We start from the raw sequence: 19,645 nt of genomic DNA on the forward strand, positions 1-19,645 counted from the left end.
TGTTGAAATTTTGTCGGTCTTCAGATTGCGATGTGAAAATTGACAAATTTACCCGATCGCCCCTGGGATTCAAACTCCTAGCTAGGAGTTTGAATGCGAACCGCAACTTTTCTTCTACTTTCTTGTATGTAATTAAACAATGAAAAGTTTTCTACATTTTGCTGCACTGGCGATCGCTGTATTTGCGATCGCAGTTACTTTCCCCAGTTTCCTTCCACCTATGCTCGCCGGGCCTGCACCAATTCTGCTGAGTCAGAATGTTAATTTCCAACCCCCAGATGTCACAGCCCCCGACAACCGACAAGGGGGGACGCATCGAGGCTGTCAGTTGCGGGAAGGTTTATCCATTACTCCCTTAATACCTGAAAGCAATATTGGTTTAACGCTAACAGAGTCGCCAACATTTTTTGTATATGTTTCTCAACCGGCGGCTCAAGTAGAGTTTATTTTGCTAAACGCAGATGAATCTGAAGTAGTGTACGAAACTACTTTAAAAATTGACAAACCCGGAATTGTTGGAATTAGCCTTTCTGAGAAAGACAAGACAAAAAATATTGAGGTTGGTAAGCGATATGTGTGGTCGTTTGCACTAGCTTGCGATCCTCTGGAGCGTTCCGGAGATTATATTGTTAAAGGATGGATGCAGCGCATAGAACCCCAGGCAAATCTCAAGAGCGATTTGGCCAATCCCGACCCTATGGCTAAGGTGATTGCTTATGCTAAAAATGGGATTTGGTACGAGACTCTTGCGACTCTCGCCGAAATGCGGCGCCTCGCACCCGATGATTCGCGGCTGACGACCGAGTGGATGCAATTGTTGCAGTCCCAAGGACTAGAATCGATTGCCGGTCAACCGCTAGTTCAGTCTTTTTAATAACCACTCTTCACCAATCAATGCTGAGTCTTTGCACAGTCAATTCTTCAATTCTTCAATCCAAAATCTAAAATCTAAAATCGATTCCCCGGATCGATACGTGAGGTCGCTTTCTTCAATTCTCCAATTCTCCAATTCTTCAATCCAAAATCCAAAATCTAAAATCTAAAATCTAAAATCGATTCCCCGGATCGATACGCGAGGTCGCTTTCTTCAATTCTCCAATTCTTCAATCCAAAATCCAAAATCCAAAATCCAAAATCTAAAATCTAAAATCGATTCCCCGGATCGATACGCGAGGTCGCTTTCTTCAATTCTCCAATTCTTCAATTCTTCAATTCTTCAATCCAAAATCTAAAATCTAAAATCTAAAATCGATTGATGGTTAATAACTTTCCGACAATTCTAGCTCTTGATTTTGACGGTGTGATTTGTGACGGACTAATCGAATATTTCCAAACAGCTTGGCGTGCCTACTGTCAAATCTGGAAACCAGTCGAAACCGTGCCAGATCCAGATTTAGCTTTGAGTTTTTACCGAGTGCGGCCTGCCATCGAAACCGGTTGGGAAATGCCGCTGCTGATTCGCGCACTGCTGACAGGAATTACGGAAGAGCAAATTTTGCAGGAGTGGCCGAATATAGTACCGCATTTATTGACCGAAAATAATTTGAAAGCGCAGTCGGTCGGCGCTATGTTAGACGGATTGCGCGATAATTGGATTGCTGAGGATTTAGCTGGGTGGCTGTCTTTGCACCGCTTTTATCCAGGTGTAGCCGATCGCTTGCACTCCTTGCAGGAGAGGGGAGTGAAAGTGGCGATCGTCACTACGAAGGAAGGCCGTTTTGTGCGGGAACTTTTGCAGCTAGCGAACGTACAAATGCCGTCAGAGTTGATTTTTGGCAAGGAATACAACAAGCCGAAGCACCAAATTTTGCGGGAATTTTTGGCAGCGTCTGGCAAAGACTCGACTATTTGGTTTGTGGAAGACCGGTTAAAAACTTTGCTGTCGGTGAAGCAGCAGCCGGATTTATCTCAGGTGAGGTTATTTTTGGCTGATTGGGGTTACAATACTTTGGCAGAACGGGAATCTGTGGCTCAAAATCCACCCGTTCAATTGCTTTCTCTGTCGCAGTTTGCCGGAGATTTTGCCGATTGGCTGCCGGCCGAATGTTGATGTTAGATTTGTTTGCAGGTGGGAATTTTTTTTCGCTTTTCAAAGTCAAAAAAATCACAAAATTTTACATCTTTTTTGTTGACTTTTGCGGCGCTGGTATGGTATTTTAATATAATGGGATGGTGGCAAAAATAATATTTTTGCCACCATCCCATTATAAGATATATAATAACAGGAATTGCAGAAAAAAGCAAGGAGCTCGAAAAAAAAAAATTGATTTTTTTATACAGTCTTGGAGGTACTATTGACCTGAGAAACCAGTTTTTTTACAGTTTGTTCGGGCTGCAAAGAAGTATTTTAGTTTATCAAACCCGGTTTATGAAAAAAAAAGCAAGCTTCTGAACCCAAAATTTGAAAAGTGTTTTGATAATTTCTCAGCTTGAAAGCTTTCTAATATTGAGACTTAAAACCAATGCTCGATTTAACTAAAGCAGCCAAGGCAATGCAGGGAATGAGCCAACATTTGAATGTGGAAGCTCAGGCGGCTCGGCAGCGTTTGGAAGTGGCTCAGAATTTGCTGGTCAAGGCTGCAGCGGGACAGGCAAAATTGGTGGAATTGCAAGAGAGTTGGCGCGATCGCACTTTATTTAATGCTGCTACGCCGATCGAGCCATTGTCCGATCGCACCTACATCACCGCACCCCCCGCCGCTCATACAGTCTTTGCCACAGACGGCTCGCAAATTTCCCCCAACCATCACGAAATAGCCTACTGCTACCTGCTAAACGTCGGCACAGTCATGTTGCACTACGGACAAAGCCGCCACCCAGTTTTAGACAGCGTGCCCGAGGTTTTCTACAAACCCGAAGACTTGTACGGTTCGCGGCAGTGGGGAATTAGAACCGAAGAATGGATGGGATACCGGCGCGCCGTTTCCGAAGCAATTGCTCTGGCAGAAATGGGCTGCAATTGGGCAAAAGTTAATGACAATAAATTGCCTGCACCAGCTTTAGCAATGGTAGACGGTTCGCTGATTTATTGGTTTTTGGAACAGTTACCCAGCGAAGCGCGCGATCGAATTTTGCAGCCAATTTTAGAAGCTTGGGACAAGTTGCGTTTAGCAGGAATTCCCCTGTTAGGATACTTAAGCGCTTCTCGCAGCAGCGAAAGCTTATCTTTTTTGCGGTTTGAAGCTTGCACCCACGAAGTACCAGACTGCATGACAAACTGCCCGAACGTCGGATTTGCCGCCACAATTTCTTTCGCCGAAAAAGCACCTTGTCAACAATTTGAACCTTTGCGGGATGCCATTTTGTGGGCAACAATCCTGTCACCGGGACAAAGGAGTCCTTTGTGGAAATCCCAAGCTCGCATTTTAGATTTGTACGGTCTTAATTCCGTCTGTTTCTGTTACGTTCACGTCGGCACAGAAATTGCTAGAATAGAAGTGCCGGAATGGGTAGCACAAGATCCAGCACAGCTAGATTTAGCATTAGGAATGATGCTAGCTCAAGTACACAAAGGCGGCGGCTATCCGGTGACGCTAGCAGAAGCTCACAATCAAGCGGTAGTCACGGGGGGCGATCGAACTCGCTTTTTCGCTTTGTTAGAGCAGCAAATGATTAAAGCAGGCTTAAAAAATGTGGGAATTTCTTATAAGGAAACACGGAAGCGCGGCAGTATTGCTTGAACTTACAATCAAAGGACTTGTGCTCTTAAACCCGGTTTCTGACAAAGCTATTTGGTTTGATGATTAGATACAGCATATTCGGTGGTTCGTGAAGTACACTATAAAGCTCTATTGTGTGGTACGTGTTATGTAGGGTGCGTCGCTGCTCATGTTTAATGGAACTTGCAGATTGACTGGTGGCGGCGCACCTTACTTACGACTCTTATTGTGTGTACCGCATATACATGGAATATGCTGTATATACGAAGAAACCGGGGTTTCTAGTTTCATGTCCGCAGTCCTGAATTAAAGTAAAAACTGTTATATGCCAATAGAATTAATTATCTTAATTGCTTCATTACTCGTGTCTTGGCTGGTGTTTAATTGGGCTTTTAAAGTTTTGAAGGCCAGCATCGGAACAGCGATTTCTTTAGCAGCAATTGTGCTGGTGATGCAGTTATTGTTTGGCATCGGGCCAAACCAGCTTTTCCAACATATAATTCACCTGCCGGAAACCCTGGGGAAAATGATTTCAGGCAAGTGATACGATTTTAGATTTTAGATTTTAGATTTTAGATTCTTTTAGATACCCGACTTCTTGAAGAAGTCGGGTATCTGGGTATTCCGAGAATTTTCCCTCTTATCGATAATTCATCCGTGTATCCGTGTCAAAATCGGTGTCGTGCCTTCCTTCAGATATTAACTTCCTAGCATTTGCAACTTGTACAAACTGGCATACAAACCTTCTAGCTGCAACAATTCTTCGTGGCTGCCAGACTCTACTAATTGCCCGCGTTTGAGCACTAAAATACGATCGACATTTCGGATAGTCGAAAGCCTGTGGGCAATAATTATCGCCGTTCTGTCCGCCATCAAACGCTCTAGAGCTTCTTGAATTAAAGCTTCCGTCCCCACATCCAAACTAGCAGTGGCCTCGTCGAGAACTAAAATACTGGGATTGCGAATTGCGGCGCGAGCAAATGCTAATAATTGCTTTTGTCCCCCCGAAAGATTCGTCCCCCGTTCCCGCAATTGCGTATCGTAACCTTGAGGCAACTGTTCGATTAAACGGGCAACATTTGTCTTTTCTGCTGCTGCTTGAATTTCCTCAATCGAGTAATTTTCTCCCAAGCTAATATTGCTCTTCACATCGCCAGCAAATAGAAATCCATCTTGGATAATCACGCCTATGTGCCGCCGCAACTCTGCTTGAGGCAAATCCCGAATATCCACATGATTAACCAGAATCCGCCCTTGAGTAGGTTCGTAAAGGCGGCAGAGGAGACGGATAATCGAACTTTTGCCCGCACCGGTGGGGCCGACTAATGCTACTTTTTCGCCGGATTTGATGGTGAAATTGAGGTTTTGCAGGACGTATTCGTTTTCTTTGTACGCAAACCACACGTTGTCAAATTGGATTTCTCCAGATTCTGAATTCTGCGATTTGGCATTTTCTCCCCCCCTTAGCTTGGGGAGGTTGGCGGGGGGTGATTGGGGATTGTTAGGCAATAAACGATATTCTGAACTTGCTGGATTTTGAGGATTATCTGCCAATTCTCGATCGAACGGAGACAAGTTGTAAGCAGTTGCCTCTGGGTGTCCAGTTATCAACAACGGTGAATAACCTGCCCTTCTTCCTTCTTCCTTTTTCCCTCTTCCTTCAAACATCCGTGTATCCGTGTCAAAATCCGTGTTGTGCCCTTCCTTCTTCCCGCTAGTTGGATCTTTAATTTCAATGGGTTCGTTGAGAATATCGCTAATCCGTTCGACGGCGGTAAATCCTGCTTGAATTGCAGTAAATTTCTCAGCAAATTGCCGCAGCGGATCGAAGAGACGCTGAGCAAATAAAATAAATGCAGAGAGAGTACCGAAGTTAAGATTACCGGCTAAAACCCTTTGGCCGCCCATCCACAAAACGGCTGCAATCGCCACTAAAGCAATCCATTCTAATGTCGCAGATACGGCGGAGTCGTAAAAGATAGTTGTGTCAACGGCTTTAATGTAGAGTTTATTGGTGATCCTAAACAATTCTGAGTTGAATTTTTCGCGGCGGAATAGCTGCACTACGCCAATACCAGTCAGGTTTTCTTGCAGTTGTGAGTTAAGGTCTGAAAGTTCTTCTCTGGTAGTGTAATTTGCTATGCGGTATTGGTACTGGAAATAAATTATGACTGCGGTAATTGGTATCATCATCAGCACCAACATTAAAGCTAGCTGCCACTGCATGGTAAACATGAAAACGGCAATTACTAAAATTGAAAATAAATCGCTGACAATACCGATCGCCCCTGAAGAGAAAACCTCTCCCAAAGCTTCTACATCGCTGGTGAGGCGAGTCATCAATTTGCCTACAGGAGTGCGATCGAAAAATCTCACTGCTAGCGATGTGACGTGCGCGAACAAATCATTTCTAATATCAGTAGTAATTATTTGCCCTACTTTCGTGACTAAATAGCCTTGAAGTGATTGCAGTGCCAATCTAACTGCTATAGTTAGCATGAGCAAAACTGCCAGAAGATTCAATGCAGCAGATAAAGGCAATCCGCGCAAGAATTCGTAGGTAGGTTCCGAACGAATTACCGAAATTGCCTGTCCGATGAGAATCGGTTGAATTGCTCCTGAGACTGCTAGCGGTACTAATAGTGCGATCGAAATAATCAGCAAGCGTTTGCTGCGGGTTGCGTAAGATGCCAACCTCAGAAATAACCGCCAGTCTGTTTCCTGGCCGGATTTGTTTTTGGTGTCTGCTACTGGTGAGGAAATTGTCATTGATGGCAAAAACTGTACAATATATCTAAGTAATAATTGTAACAAATAGAATCAATATTTTGCATGAATCTCAGTAAACAGTAGGTTGGGTTGAGGAACGAAACCCAACCAAAATGTTTGTAGCCAGACAAAACTGGTATTATAATCTACTGGTAGAAGTTATATTCTCATCATGAAAGAGATAGAGACAGCCCGATTGTATCTGAGACAATTTACACCAGATGACTTAGATGAGCTGTACCGCATCTACAGCGATTCAGAAGTGATGAAGTATTTGAGCGAAGGCGTCAGAAATAGAGAAGAAACAGCAGCAGATTTATTTCAGATAATCGCAGATTGGGAAAAACACGCTTTCGGTTTGTGGGCTGTTGTCAATAAAGAAAATAACCAATTGATCGGCGACGGGGGGCTTCGCTTCTTACGCGAAACACCTGAAGTAGAAGTCGGTTACGTGTTAGCAAAAGCGTATTGGGGCAAAGGTTTAGCATCGGAAGTTGCAGCGGCTAGCCTCAAGTATGGATTTGAAGTATTGAAACTAGAAAAAATTGGATCTGTTGCAGATACCGAAAACATCGCCTCGCGGCGGGTAATGGAAAAAGTGGGGATGAGATACCAGCATAACCTCGACCATTCCGATCGAGTATATTATTCAATCTCGCGAATAATCTACCAGTCAAAAGTAGTTGAGTTGAGGAAGGAAATCCAACCATTATTTTTGTAGCAAGACTTATCAAAACTGGTATCATAATCTAGTGGTATTAATTATATTAATCATGCAAGAGATAGAGACAGCTAGATTGTATCTGAGACAATTTACACCAGACGACTTAGATGAGCTGTACCGGATCTACAGCGATCCGGAAATAATGAAATACCTCACAGGAGTTAGAACTAGAGAAGCAACAGAAATCGCCATTCATAATATGCTCAAACGTTGGGAACAAAACAACTTCGGAATGTGGGCTGTAGTACATAAAATAGACCGTAAAATGATTGGCCGCTGCGGACTGGGTTTTCTGGATCGGACACCGGAAGTTGAGCTAGGCTATGCCCTCGACAAAGTTTATTGGCATCAAGGATTGGCGACTGAAGCCTCTTTTGCTAGTCTAAACTATGGATTTCAAATATTAAACTTGGAGAGAATAGTTGCGATCGCCCGCCCAGAAAATATCGCCTCCCAGCGGGTGATACAGAAAGTTGGCATGAAATATGAAAAAAATGCTCGTTATTACGAAACTGATGTACTATATTATTCAATTTCGCGAGAAACCTACGAGTCATTCGATTTTAGATTTTAGATGCAAGGATTTTGGATTGACCCCACGGATAAATTCGGGGGCTTGAGGATTTTAGATTTTGGATTGATTCCACGGTTCGATCGCGTGGCGGGTACCATGAAGAAATTCTCGGTCAAAAGTAGTTTTGTAAGGCGTGCATTGCACACCTTACTGCGTTTAAATTACTCACATTGCAATTTGTCATTATTTCCTGCTGACAACTACGAAGTCCTTTGCAATTGCTTGTTAACCTTGAGAATCTTCTTATCAAAATACTCTTGTCTGTGTCCCAACCTTTTAGCGACTTCCAACCCTTTTTGATAGGATTCCAAAGCTTTAGCGTAAGCCTTCATCTCCTGATAAACTTGACCGAGATTGTCGTAAGCATTCATCAATCCGTAGAAATTGTAAGCCCGCTCTTCTAACAGCAACTGCATTTGATAAATCCGCAAAGTCGGCTCCCACTGCTTTTGCGCTCGGTAAAGCAATGCTAATTTATCCAAAGCTTCGCTAGCTTGGGCATACTGTTGAATGGGGACGGCTAAATTGTAGGCTTCCTGATAGTATTGAGCTGCTAAATTGATTTGACCTATGGTTTGGTAATCGCTGGCGATCGCAATTTTAAGCGGTGGTATAGCGCTGGGATTTTGTAAGTTAAGATACACCGATGCTAGTTTTTCCCTGGCTGCGATCGCCTTTAGGGGTTGTTTCGACTGCTGGTAAACGTAGGCCAACTGTCTCAGAGTATCTACCTCAGTTGGAGGAGTTACAGGTTGCGGCGGCGCGCCGTTTCCCGCAACTACAGCAGAATTTTGCACAGCAGAATTAGCAGCAAATAAAGCGCGGTTTTCCTGAATTAAAGTAGCCAATTCCTCATACACCGGAGCCGCTTTATCGTAACTCAACCAATTGACGTGAATTAGCGCGATCGCCTTCAAAATCTGACCTTGAGCCAATATATCTTGGTTTTGGCGCGCATTTTCGAGAATTTCTTGGTAAACTTCTACAGTCGAGCCTTTAGCGCGCACCTGCTGAAAAGCCGCAGCGAAGGCCGGAAGCAACTCAGTATTAAGTGGTACTTGGGATTTGACTTGTTTTTGAATTGCTTGCAGCCGTTTGGTAATAAGCTGTAGTTCGAGGGTTTTACTGCTACTCCAAGCAACACTTCCCACCCGACTCAAAGCAGCAATTTCCGCCGCCGGGCCCAGATACCTCCGCAGCCGCAATTCTCGGAACCAAATTTCAAAAGCACCAGCGCCGTCTCCAGCTTGCAGTTTAGCCGCTGCTTCTAAGTTTAACTCTTCCAAAGCCGCTGTCAGTTCCTCCCGCTGAGTGCTGCTCAAAGATTCATTAGCGGGAGCTAGGGGATCGGGTGTGGTAATTTCTAGAGGATTAGGAGAAAATTGATCGAGGCCTGGTGGATTAGTTTGGGCGCTAGCAATAGAACCAGCACACAGCCACAAGAAAAGCAAGCACCCAATTGGCACAGAACTTCTCATTCTCAAAATTTGGTTGCCGCGATTCGGCATCTCTTCTGGAAACATCAAGTTTTGCATATCTACAAAACGGTATAAATTATGTCACAAAGATGGCACAAAAGCAAACTGTTCAACAAGAGCAACAAAATAAATGTCACCGCACTGAGCAATTCTTGGGATTTAAAGACGTTGGGCGATCCTCTTCGAGGGCTTCGCCAACGTATTTTACGCTTATTCAGTCTAGCCCTAATTCTCTTAACTGTTTGCACAGCTTGCGCCCCCCCTCCCGCAGTTGCAAAAGACCGCTCTTTTCCAGAAATGTCCCTAGAATTTTTGGGCGAATACCAATTGCCAAAAATCAATTTTGAAGGAGTACCAGTCGGCGGTTTGTCAGGAATTACCTACGACCCCAAAGGTATTAGCGCCGTCACTTCTAAAGCGTATCGCTTTTACGCTCTTTCCGACGACCCCAGCGAAAACGGAGAAGCCAGATTTTACAGTCTCCGACTCGACCTCACATCAAGTGACCCCGGCAATATTCGCCTGAAAAAAGTTGCCGTTGAAGGCGTTACCTCCCTCAAAAAAGCAGACGGTGAAAGCTTCTCTTGGGGTTCCATCAATCCCGAAGGCATCGCTCTTTCTCCCCGCAACTCAGTATTTGTCGCTAGCGAAGGCGTTACTCATGTGGGCATCCCTCCTTTTCTCGGAGAATTCGACCTCAAAACAGGGCAAATGCGGGGACAATTGCCGATTCCAAAGCGCTACATTCCCGATGCCAGCGATGAAAAACAGCAGCAAGGAGTGGTTGACAATTTAGGTTTTGAATCTTTAAGCATCGACCCAGAAACCTTTAGTCCGGGCGGTCTCGATCCGTTTCGTTTGTTCGCAGCTACGGAAGCGCCGTTAATGCAAGATTTAGACCCAGAACAGGCAAGCAAACTCCGTATTTTACATTATATCATCGTCGATAAAACGCCGCAATTAGTCTCGGAAAATCTTTACACGCTAGACCAAGTTCCCATGACTATTTTGAACGGTTTAACCGAATTAGTAACAATCGGCGGCGGTCAGATTCTGAGTTTAGAACGTTCTTTTGGGCTGTCGGGATACAGCGCTAGGATTTATCAAGTAGCGGTTGGCGCGGCTACAGACACTTCGAGAATCCCGAGTTTCAAAGGGCAAACGGCAATGCTCGAACCTGTTAGGAAAAAGTTGCTTCTGGACTTGAGCGAACTCGGAATTCCGCTGTACAATTTAGAGGGAATGACCCTCGGGCCGCAGTTGCCAGATGGCAGCAAAAGTTTAGTTTTGGTCAGTGACGACAATTTTGATGAAGCGCAGAAAACGCAGTTTATTTTATTTAGCTTGAAGGGCAAAGGTTAAGTCAGAAGGGCGGGCTAGAAGCCCACCCCACAAGAATATTGCTTCTTTGTGAAAAAGGCCGGAAAGCCTATTGAGGAAAACCGTACAATAAAATTCACTCTTTGTGGAACAGGCATCTTGCCTGTTCATAAAAAAGTTAAATCACATTTATCCAACTATAAAATACCCTAATCATGCCAACTCGTAAGACTTTGCACTTACCAGAAATCGAGCTTTCATACCTAGAATGGCAGCCAGAAACTGGGCAAAAAAAAGTTCCGCGTTTGCTGCTAATGCACGGTTTAGCAGATAGTGCGTGTGTCTGGACTAGCTTGGGCAATTACTTGTCCAACCGCTATCATATTGTAGCGCCAGATATGCGCGGTCACGGAGAGAGTAGCAAACCGAAAACCGGCTATACTTTTGAAAGTGCGATCGCAGATTTAGAAGCTTTGATGGCACATCTCAACTGGCCAGACGCCCACATTTTAGGGCATTCTTGGACGGGCAAACTAGCACCGATTTGGGCGAGGCAAAACCCCGATCGCTTTTGCAGTATGATTTTAGTAGACCCCATCTTCATCACCAAACTGCCCGCCGCGATGAAACTCACCCTGCCAATTGTTTACCGAAAATTAGACTGTCTCAAATGTGTGGGCCCGTTTGCGACTTTATCCCAAGCAGAAACAGCAGCAAAACAATCGGGAGAATACGCAGATTGGAGTGACGTGCAGCAAATGGTATTCCAACACCAAATCGAACAAAAATCCGACGGAACTTGGGGAAGTAAATTTGCGATTGCAGCCCGAAATCAGATATTTGCAGAAGTGATGAAAGTTGCCGGTTTAACTGAAAATATTGAGATACCGACTTTGTTCGTACAGCCGGAAAAAGGCGTAAATCGCATGGATTGGCAAATGCAGCCTTACAAGAGATACTTGAAAAATATTACCGTTGCAAAAGTACCGGGGAATCACTGGTCTTTTTTGACTCAACTGGAAACTTTTAATCAAACTGTGGCAGATTTTTTAGAGGGCACAAGACAGTGAATTTAGAAATTATCGCACATCGGGGATTTTCGGCGATCGCCCCCGAGAATACTTTAGCAGCTTTTGAACGGGCGATCGCCCGTGGAGCTCATTCGATCGAATTTGACATCCAGCTATCCGCCGACAACGTACCAGTAATTTTTCACGACACCACATTAGATAGAATCACGGGAGTTTCTGGCAAAGTTAGGGAAAACACTCTGTCTGAATTGCAGACACTTAATGCTGGAAAATGGTTTAGCGATGAATTTTCAGGACAAAAAATCCCTACTTTAAAAGTCGCATTAACCATACTCAAAAATGTTGACAAATTTCTTTACTTTGATGTCAAGCCTCACTGCGAGTGGTCGGATGCAGATGTCGCGGATTTTGTCAATACTTTGAAGGGCGAAGAAATCCAACACAAATGCGTTATTACTTCCTTTAACGATGGATTTCTGGAACAAGTGCGGCGGCTATCTGGCGATTTGGCGATCGGACACATTGTTGCTAATCTAGAAGCGTACAAAACTCAATTAGCTCAAGCTGTGGCGCATGGGGATAATTTGATTAGCAGCCAGTACCGCGTGTTGCTGGAAAACCCCGCACTGATTCAAGAAAGCCGGAGTCAGGGAGTTGACATTGTGGCCTGGACGGTGGACGATCGATCGGATATGCAAAAGTTAATTGATATGGGTATAACGCGGATAGTCACTAATTGTTTGATATAATTTGTTTAACTTGATATCTTGCACCATGATCGAGAACGGGCAAGATGCCCGTTCCACAAAACTCAATTAATAGATGAATTACTTTCGCAAAAGCATCCACGAAATGTCTGGTTACGTTCCGGGAGAACAGCCCCCGCTAGGCACAAAAATTATTAAACTAAATTCTAATGAAAATCCCTATCCCCCTTCTCCCAAAGCTTTAAAAGTGCTTCAGGAAATAGACGGAGAAATGCTGCGGCGCTATCCAGATCCAACGGGCAAAAGTTTCCGCATCGCTGCTAGTAAAGTTTTGGGAGTGGCTGACGATTGGATTGTGGTAGGTAACGGCAGCGACGATTTATTAAACTTGATAGTTCGCGCTGTGGGCGAACCAGGTAAACAAGTTGTTTGTCCGGCGCCAACTTATGTATTGTATCGCACTTTGGCAGAAATTCAAGATGCAGAATTAGTGGAAGTTCCTTATCCCGAGGACTACAAGTTACCAGTCGATTTGCTAATAGCAGCCCGAGGTGCTGTGACCTTTGTAGCTTCGCCAAACAGTCCATCGGGAACAGCCATATCTGTTGCAGATTTAGAGAAACTGGCTAAAGAGTTATCGGGTCTTCTTGTCATCGACGAAGCTTATGTAGATTTCGCCGAAGAAAATGCTTTAAACTTGACAAAAAAGTACAGTAATGTTATAGTTTTGAGGACGCTTTCAAAAGGTTATTCCCTAGCAGGATTGAGGTTGGGTTTTGCCATAGCAAATCCGGCGCTGCTGGCTGAATTAAATAAAGTCAAAGACAGCTATAATGTGGATGCTTTAGCCTATGCGGTGGCGGCGGGTGCGATCGCCGATCGAGACCACAAAACAGCCAACGCCGAAAAGATTAAGGCTTCGCGAGCAAAACTAGCCGTTAGCTTCCAGGAATTAGGCTTTGAAGTTTGGCCCTCCCAAACCAACTTTTTGTTAGTGCGGCCGCCAAACGGCGATGCAGAAAGAATTTATCAAACACTGAAAGTACGGGGAATATTGATTCGATACTTCAATCAGCCGCGATTAGAAGACAAATTGCGGATTAGTATAGGTACGGAGGAACAGAATCAAATATTAGTTAAAACTTTGAAAGAAATTCTCTAAATAACGATCGCACTAAAATTAGTTTCTAGTGATCGCTTTAGTCCTCTGATTTTTATGATGACTTGCATTCCTGACTAAGTATAGCAATCCTCGCATCAGTCGCAAAATCGAGCGAGACCAGAATCCTTGCAGTGCGAGCCAGAAAGCTCGCGTATAATGCAAGCAAATCATTTAGGATTGATATAGATGAGTGAGAAAATACATATAGCGGTTCTCAGAAAGATGAGGTACGTAGTTGGGCTTCAGCCCTCAAGCGTCTGGGTGGTTATGTAAGCTGTCAGTCATACCTCATCTTTTTGAGAAAGGCTATACAGCATATTCGGTGGTTCGTGAAGTACACTATAAAGCTATATTGTGCGGTACGTGTTATGTAGGGTGCGTCGCTGCAGCAGGTTCAATGGAACTTGCTCGCCAGACGGGTGGCGACGCACCTTACTTACTACAAGATTGTGTGTACCGCATATACATGGAATATGCTGTAAGTAGTCATTGTTCGTTAAACGTCGCAATCGCAACGGTTCTGATAGATTTACATTTTGTTATATAGTTTTGTTTATTTGCGCCTACCTACTTACAGACAGCTTGATTACGGATAATTATTAGGATTATCAATCGCCAACCCTTCTGAATGAGCAATATTCAGCAATCGATTGTCCGCCGAAACAAAAACAAGCTGAGTATCTATAGCAATATGCAGCATAAGGGTTATGGCATAAAGACATCTGGGGCTTTTGCTGTCTCTGGGATGCCTGTCGATAAAAATTTTGGCAACTTTGCAATAATTTTTTGAGCTGATCCCGTATATATTATAGAAGCGGTTGGCCAACGAGCTTCTTCAACCTTTAGTTCAAAGTAAGAAGAGGAGTTCGACTTATGTCAGTTGAGCAGAAAGTTGTTCGTGCAGAAATTCAAGTTTTTCTTAACAAACTAAGAGCATTAGATTTGGGGCCAATTGCCTATAAGCTAATGCACCCAGAAAAAGGTCGTGGCTGGACAAAAGCAAAAACGGTGAGGGCGATCGCACGTTACATGGCATTTTTGGGACTCATTTACCTATATCCCAATCAGCAGTTTGTCCCCACACAGGAAATAGATGCAGTTTGGCACAATCACATTTTGGATACCAGCAAGTATCACCAAGACTGTGAACTTTTATTTGGTCGCTATGTTCACCATTTCCCTTATTTTAGTCGGCGGGGTGAAGCGGATGAGCAAACTTGGCAGGCAGCGTTTGCTGACACTCAAACTATTTTAGAACATCATTTTGGCACTGAGACCGATGACAAACTAGATCGATCAAAAATCTGGCTGAAAGCTGATGAGAAAAAAAATAAAGCTGCTCGCTGTGAAAATCTGAAATATCCCAAAAATAAACAGCAATATCGCCCGACTGTTGATATTAAAGCTGAAGTCTTGGCAGCTTTTCCTAAACCTTGGAGTTAAACATAGGCACCGATCTCAAGTCCGATTAAACTCACGTCTTGCACCATTGTCGCGAATCTTTTAGGGGCGAGTTCGCCGATATATTTGACACCCATCGACAAATTATATAAACTCGCCCCACCCCACCCAGATATTGAAGAATTGATTGAATTTCATGTTTTTTGGGGAATAGTTGTTTGGGTTATCTGTTGGGTGGGGGTGGGTTTATTGAGATTATTTGTGGGGTGTAAAATATCCTGGTGAACCCACCCCTACAGATTTTGTTCAAGATTTTACCAGCTTTTTCCCCGTGATTTATTCATTTCCTTCGGAGTTATTATGTCTTGCCCTCACGATATCTTAGGAAAACCTATTTGCTACATTGTGGAACACCCCGATCGACCTCAAGAAAAATTCTGTATGAGTTGCAAGAGGCAATTTATAGAACAGGAATCTAATGCAGGTGTCTGGTTGTTCATTGCCTTTGTTGTAATTCTCTTACTTCTCCTCCTAAGCGGCTGTGAAAAGCCAACCAATTCGCTTAAAGACGGGAATTCAGATTGGATCGCTACTGAGTAATAAACCTTGAACAAAAGCCGTCATTCTTTCAACTTCAGGCAGCATTCCCAAAGCAGTAAAGTCTTCAATCGCTAAATTTGCCCACTGGGTTGCTGTTGTTAAATTATTCTGTTTTTTTGCTAGAAAAGCGAGCGATTCTTTACAGTAGGCTTTCCGACTCCGATCTTGGTTTCGTTGGGCAATTTGCAAGCCTTCCTCTAATAAATGTCTAGCTTCATCAAATTTTTCTTGCTCGACAGCAACATCTCCTAGCCAGTTTTTTGCTAAGGCGATACTGCGCTGCCAGCCTATCTCTTGAGCTTTTTTGAGTGTTTCTTGATAGTAGATTTTGGCTCGTTCATAATCTGCTATTTTGAAATATATTTTGCCTTGGTAATAAGAAATCTGAATGCGCTGGCGTTTTGATTTTTCGTATTTTTGCTGATTCAATTCTAGCAAAGATAAAGCTTTCTTTAGCCAGCGAATCGCTTTTTTAAATTGCTGCTGTTCAATTCGGAGAACAGCAATATTAATTGCTAAATTAACCTGAAAATTGTGGCTTTGAAAGTGGCGAAGTTGCCACGTTTCTTTGAGTAAATTTTCTGCTAATTCTAAATGTTTTGCCTGTCCCACTATCGTGAGAGTCCAAGCGCGATCGCACATTGCTTCGGCAGCAGTTTTCCAGTCTTTTCGCTTCTTCGCTGCTTCAATAAGCCATTCTGTCCAATCTAATCGGTAACTCCAATAAGTTAGGCGATCGCAGTTATAACTCTGAGCGTAAGAATAACCTTTTACCTGCTGCCAAAATAGTAAGAAGTCACTGTATTTTTCTTGACTAATACACCAATCAATCGCTGCCTGAATATTTTCCCATTCAGCATTCAGTTCATCGTAATTGTTCCACTCCTTCCCATCTTGACCGCCGTGTTTTTGGGAATATTTTAGATGCCAGGAAAGCCAGCGTTCCCGCGCTGCTGCTTCAAAATCAGCGTTTATTTTTAATTCATTTAAGACGTATTCGCGAGTTAAGGAAATCATTTGATAGCGTTCTTCCTGATATTTAATCAAAGAAAGTTGCTGTAATTTGGCTAGAGCTTCATCAATGGCCGATCCATCGCAATCATTTGGAATAGCAGTTTGTATAATTGCCTCTTCTAAAGCGGGATGAGGGAATAATGCCACTGCCATTAATAATTGGTAAGCTAATTTTCCTCTGAGGGGGTGAATTGAGCCTTCAAAACAAAAAGGAGCGACTTTGCCTATCGGTAAAGGCAATTGATTTAAGACATTTTTCAGCTTAAATTTTGCTGCTAATTGACCGAGTACGTAAACGATAGCTAGGGGGATGCCACTTGTTTTATGGCAAATTTCAGAGGCTTCTATTTCTGATAAAGTTACAGTTTTGGCTTCAGCTTGTTGTTGAACGAGATGTAACCCTTCATCAAAAGGTAAACTATCAAGCAATATCCGAGGAAAATCAGTTTGAATGCGGGTAGTAATCACCGCTTTTACTGTTATGGGTAAATCCTGCAAAAAATCTAGTACAATTTGTTGCTCATCAAGGGTTTCCAAATTGTCTATAATTAACAGAGTTTGCTGCTGGCTTAAACGGTGGCGAATGAGTTTTGGCTGTTCGTCAAAGTCGGCACGAATAATGTTAAGACTGTTTAGGGTACGAGCGATGGCTTGGAATATATCTCGTAGTGTACGCTCGCGATTGAGGTGTTCTGAAATACCTTTTCCAGTTAAATATTGTGCTTTCGCTGAGGTAAAGATAATCGCTGCAAAACTAGGAAGGTTAGCATTTTGCTGGTTGGCTTTTAGGCAGCGATAAGCAGCTTCTAATGCTAGAGATGTTTTTCCTACGCCACCACAGCCTTCAATACTAATTCTGCTGTGATTGCTATCAAAAGAGAGAAGCATCAGCAACCGTTCAATTTCTTCTTTTCTACCGATAAAATTGCCATCTTTTCCGGGCAAATTTTGACGCACATTGGGAAATTTGGCGGATTTTTTTGGCGGTTGTTCAGCAATTTCTTGCCAATTTAAGCCTAAAATCTGGCAATAGGCTTTAAAAGCTTGCTCGTTAATCCCCAGACGTTTTTTAGAGGCGAAATTGCTCCAAGTGCGGTAAGAAATGCCGTGAGCAAAAGCTTCGCCATAGTCTACGAGTTGTTTGATTTTCTCAAAAGCTGTACTTTTTTTGCACGCTTTAAGTTCTTTTTTTACTTTTTCAAAAATTCTTCTCTTTTCCTCAGAAAGTTGACTTTTCTCAACATATTTGTCATCAATCTTTTGGGAGAACGGAATATACAAAAACTGCTCTAAATTCTCGATCCATCTGGAGTCATTAAGAGGCCAAAGGTTTTGCTGGGCTTCTTGCTGAAGGAGCCATTGACTCGCTTCGATTATAGGGGTGAGGTTATCTTCTTTTGCTGCCCATTTCTTTTGATTAGCATTCCTAGCTTGCTTAATTTGTTGGTGTCCTTGCTCCGAGGCCCTGAGAGTTGGCTGGCTCATACACAGTTTGTGGTAAAAGTCAAGATCAGTTTTAGCCTGTCTGAGGTGATCGTGACTCATCTCAGAGCGGCATTGTAAAAAGGATTAGAAGCTCAGAGTCAATAATTTTAGAGCTTTAGAGCGAATTCATCGGGTGCATCGCTGCTTTGAACACTTGAAAAGTTATTGGCACAGCCTAGGTTGGGCATCGGGCTGATTTCCGCCAGATGAGTTAGCCAAACTGTTGGTGGAAGTGGTCCGATCGCCCTTATTACTCAAGATAACTCAAAGTTGGATCTCAATTAATTTTGTCAGAGAGGTTAATTCCACATGAACAAATGGCAATCACTGACGGCTGTTGTGGCAATGGGCGCGATCGGCACAGCCGCCACCTTCAATCAGCCCAGCTACGCCCAAAGCACCACCTTCTTTTGTGGCGTAGGTAGCGACGGCGTACCAGCAACCCTTGCCAATACCCCGCGAGGAACAGTTCTAGTCGTGAAGTGGACTTCTGACTTTTTTAGCGATGCTGGATACAGTCCAGAACGTCGCTGCCAAGAAGTATCGAGTCGCTTCCAAAGGCACTATAGCAACGGTCAACTGAACTTTCTCACCGCTGGATATCTTAACGGCCAGCCGGCTTTTTGTGCAGGAGGTAGCAACCCTCCTTGTACTTCGGAAAAATTGCTTTTCACCCTCAAACCAGGGACAAATGCAGCCGCTCGAATCCAGCAGTTATTTAACATCTTTTGATACAACGCTGGCAATTTTGACCAATTTCACTGGTGATCCTAGCAGTATTTCACGGAAAATCATAGGGGGAGCGGGATAGTAAATCCTCTGTGGAATTTTAGTGAATAGGAGCGATGGCGCTCGCTCTTCAAAGCTGACTTTTGCAAAGAGCGAGCGCCTTTCCAAAAAATAGGCGATCGCTCCCAAAAATTTCTCCATTAACGGTCGAATGCACCGTTATGTGCAAGTTTTCGGCACTCCCAGTTCTCGATTGCAATAAGTGCGATCGCTATTTCTCCAGTTAGTTTTTTTTGCAAACCAATAGGTAGGAAAATTATGACACTCAAACAACAAGGGATTTATTTACTCGGAGAAGATACAGCGGACAATATTGGACTGGAATTCGGACAACTTCAGGATGTGCCTGGAGGATTGGCAACTCGCAAAGGTAATGATACTGTCAGCGGTTCCTCTGACGCTGAAGTTGTATACGGTGGCAAAGGAAATGATGAAATTGAGGGCGGAGGTGGCAATGATTCCCTTCGCGGCGACAAAGATGAAGATACTGTTATCGGAGGAGATGGAGATGATTGCTTGTGCGGCGGTCAAGGCAATGATTCAATTGTTGGCGGTAGCGGCAATGATAGTTTGCACGGCGATCTGGGTATCGATACTCTAACAGGTGGCAGTGGCAATGACACATTTTTCGTACAGCTAGATGATGAGAGTATTGATTACATTACCGATTATCAAAATGGAGGCGATCGCATTGCCAGCGATAACGGCTTTTTGAATTTTGATAACTTCACTTTTAGCGCGGGTACGGGTGCTAATGGTGCTGGTAGTGGCGACACGGTGATCGTAGATAAAAGTAGCAATCGGGCGATCGCAGTTTTGCTCAATGTTGCCAGTAGCACGTTTGCAGCTAGTCCGACTACACCCACACCAACTACACCCACACCAACTACACCCACACCAACTACACCCACACCAACTACACCCACACCAAC

16 protein-coding genes are annotated in these 19,645 nt (G+C 43.7%); 13 read left to right on the top strand and 3 right to left on the bottom strand.

Annotated elements, in window-relative coordinates; all coding sequences use genetic code 11:
• Positions 1-139 precede the first annotated feature (139 nt).
• From QUA56_RS14540 to QUA56_RS14555, 4 genes are all read left to right on the top strand, one after another.
• Positions 140-874 (top strand): DUF928 domain-containing protein, encoded by a 735-nt coding sequence (locus QUA56_RS14540; RefSeq protein WP_333358693.1) that lies wholly within the window; start codon positions 140-142, stop codon positions 872-874.
• 381 nt (positions 875-1,255) lie between these two features.
• Positions 1,256-2,050 (top strand): HAD family hydrolase, encoded by a 795-nt coding sequence (locus QUA56_RS14545; protein WP_333358816.1) that lies wholly within the window; start codon positions 1,256-1,258, stop codon positions 2,048-2,050.
• Positions 2,051-2,462: 412 nt separating this feature from the next.
• On the top strand, positions 2,463-3,680 hold the full coding sequence (locus tag QUA56_RS14550; protein ID WP_333358695.1) for a DNA double-strand break repair nuclease NurA: 1,218 nt from the start codon (positions 2,463-2,465) through the stop codon (positions 3,678-3,680).
• 304 nt (positions 3,681-3,984) lie between these two features.
• Complete coding sequence (locus QUA56_RS14555) at positions 3,985-4,203, top strand: hypothetical protein (RefSeq protein WP_333358696.1); 219 nt, start codon at positions 3,985-3,987, stop codon at positions 4,201-4,203.
• Positions 4,204-4,358: 155 nt separating this feature from the next.
• Here the strand turns inward: QUA56_RS14555 and QUA56_RS14560 are convergent, their stop codons facing one another.
• Positions 4,359-6,428: an ABC transporter ATP-binding protein gene (locus tag QUA56_RS14560; RefSeq protein WP_333358698.1), complete on the bottom strand. Its 2,070-nt coding sequence runs from the start codon at positions 6,426-6,428 to the stop codon at positions 4,359-4,361.
• Between the two features lie 172 nt (positions 6,429-6,600).
• Here QUA56_RS14560 and QUA56_RS14565 point away from each other — a divergent pair, with 172 nt between their 5' ends.
• Both QUA56_RS14565 and QUA56_RS14570 read left to right on the top strand, forming a co-directional pair.
• Positions 6,601-7,149: a GNAT family N-acetyltransferase gene (locus QUA56_RS14565; protein ID WP_333358700.1), complete on the top strand. Its 549-nt coding sequence runs from the start codon at positions 6,601-6,603 to the stop codon at positions 7,147-7,149.
• 52 nt (positions 7,150-7,201) lie between these two features.
• The gene (locus QUA56_RS14570) at positions 7,202-7,726 is read left to right on the top strand and encodes a GNAT family N-acetyltransferase (protein ID WP_333358703.1); all 525 of its coding nucleotides are present in this window, start codon (positions 7,202-7,204) and stop codon (positions 7,724-7,726) included.
• 200 nt (positions 7,727-7,926) lie between these two features.
• Here QUA56_RS14570 and QUA56_RS14575 read toward each other — a convergent pair whose 3' ends face one another.
• A complete protein-coding gene (locus QUA56_RS14575; protein ID WP_333358705.1) occupies positions 7,927-9,261 on the bottom strand; it encodes a tetratricopeptide repeat protein in 1,335 nt (444 codons plus the stop codon).
• 21 nt (positions 9,262-9,282) lie between these two features.
• Between QUA56_RS14575 and QUA56_RS14580 the strand changes: the two genes are divergently transcribed.
• The 5 genes from QUA56_RS14580 to QUA56_RS14600 all read left to right on the top strand — a co-directional run bounded on the left by QUA56_RS14580 (position 9,283) and on the right by QUA56_RS14600 (position 14,867).
• Complete coding sequence (locus tag QUA56_RS14580) at positions 9,283-10,566, top strand: esterase-like activity of phytase family protein (RefSeq protein ID WP_333358707.1); 1,284 nt, start codon at positions 9,283-9,285, stop codon at positions 10,564-10,566.
• Positions 10,567-10,739: 173 nt separating this feature from the next.
• The gene (locus tag QUA56_RS14585) at positions 10,740-11,594 is read left to right on the top strand and encodes an alpha/beta hydrolase (protein ID WP_333358709.1); all 855 of its coding nucleotides are present in this window, start codon (positions 10,740-10,742) and stop codon (positions 11,592-11,594) included.
• The gene (locus QUA56_RS14590) at positions 11,591-12,304 is read left to right on the top strand and encodes a glycerophosphodiester phosphodiesterase family protein (RefSeq protein ID WP_333358711.1); all 714 of its coding nucleotides are present in this window, start codon (positions 11,591-11,593) and stop codon (positions 12,302-12,304) included. The genes QUA56_RS14585 and QUA56_RS14590 overlap by 4 nt, the downstream gene beginning before the upstream one ends.
• Before the next feature lie 73 nt (positions 12,305-12,377).
• Positions 12,378-13,424, top strand: coding sequence for a histidinol-phosphate transaminase (gene hisC / locus QUA56_RS14595; protein WP_333358712.1), 1,047 nt, complete (start codon positions 12,378-12,380; stop codon positions 13,422-13,424).
• Positions 13,425-14,297: 873 nt separating this feature from the next.
• On the top strand, positions 14,298-14,867 hold the full coding sequence (locus tag QUA56_RS14600; RefSeq protein WP_333358713.1) for a glycine-rich domain-containing protein-like: 570 nt from the start codon (positions 14,298-14,300) through the stop codon (positions 14,865-14,867).
• A 534-nt stretch (positions 14,868-15,401) separates the two neighbouring features.
• Here the strand turns inward: QUA56_RS14600 and QUA56_RS14605 are convergent.
• On the bottom strand, positions 15,402-17,924 hold the full coding sequence (locus QUA56_RS14605) for a tetratricopeptide repeat protein (RefSeq protein ID WP_333358715.1): 2,523 nt from the start codon (positions 17,922-17,924) through the stop codon (positions 15,402-15,404).
• Between the two features lie 309 nt (positions 17,925-18,233).
• Between QUA56_RS14605 and QUA56_RS14610 the strand changes: the two genes are divergently transcribed.
• Entirely contained in the window at positions 18,234-18,656 is a 423-nt protein-coding gene (locus tag QUA56_RS14610) for a COP23 domain-containing protein (RefSeq protein ID WP_333358717.1), read from the top strand.
• Positions 18,657-18,971: 315 nt separating this feature from the next.
• Positions 18,972-19,645 (top strand): calcium-binding protein (locus QUA56_RS14615; RefSeq protein WP_333358719.1); only part of this gene is annotated, 674 nt, incomplete at its 3' end.

Origin of the sequence: Microcoleus sp. N3A4, assembly GCF_036701805.1 — a bacterium.
Taxonomy (GTDB): Bacteria; Cyanobacteriota; Cyanobacteriia; order Cyanobacteriales; family Microcoleaceae; genus Microcoleus.